Origin of the sequence: Phocaeicola sp. GP0067 (assembly GCF_031119655.1) — a bacterium.
Classification (GTDB): domain Bacteria; phylum Bacteroidota; class Bacteroidia; order Bacteroidales; family Bacteroidaceae; genus Phocaeicola; species Phocaeicola vulgatus.
The window spans coordinates 1-667 of sequence record NZ_JAVHZY010000069.1 but is presented as its reverse complement, the minus strand read 5'-3'; the positions used below and the strand labels follow the sequence as shown (position 1 = coordinate 667).

Annotated in this window: 1 protein-coding gene; it reads left to right on the top strand. The window is 46.3% G+C overall.

Annotation, left to right across the window (positions count from 1 at the left end; translation table 11 throughout):
• Positions 1 to 667, top strand: a 667-nt coding sequence (locus RE317_RS20955; protein ID WP_303266297.1) for a transposase, incomplete at both ends; no start/stop codon positions are given.

Sequence of the window (667 nt, the reverse complement as noted above, 5' to 3'; positions counted from 1 at the left end):
CTCGAACATGCGCATGACTACCTCCTTTATCCTGAAAACATTGGAGAAAACCTTTCTTTGGATGAAACTTGCCTGAGCAATGGAGATGTTTATACGATTCTGACCAATAAAGCAGCTAAAGGCCGTAAGGGGGCTTTAGTTGCAATGGTTCGTGGAGTGGCCACAGATGCGGTAAGCGGAATCTTGCGCAGGCTTCCGCACCGGAAACGGCTGTCTGTCAAGACTGTCACTACAGATTTATCTTCAGCCATGATGCTGACGGTCAGAAAGGTGTTTCCTGCCGCAAAGCTGATCAATGACCGTTTTCATGTACAGCAGCTCATGTCTGAAGCTGTAGACCAGTTAAGAATACGCTATCGGTGGAAAGTACTTGATGCGGAAAATCAGGCTATCAGGGAGCACCGTCAAAAGAAGAAAGAAGCAAAGAGTAAGGCGGAAAGGGAGAGAATAGGGAAATGGGAGCCTGAAAGAATGGAGAACGGAGAAACCCTGCCACAGATAGTAAGCAGAAGCAAGCATATTATACTGAAACACTGGAGCAAATGGAATGAACAGCAAAAGACCAGGGCTGCCATTCTCTTTGATAAATTCCCCAAGCTTCTGGAAGGATACAGCCTTAGCATGAAACTGACAGACATCTTCAACAAGAAGTCAGGTCCCGATGAAG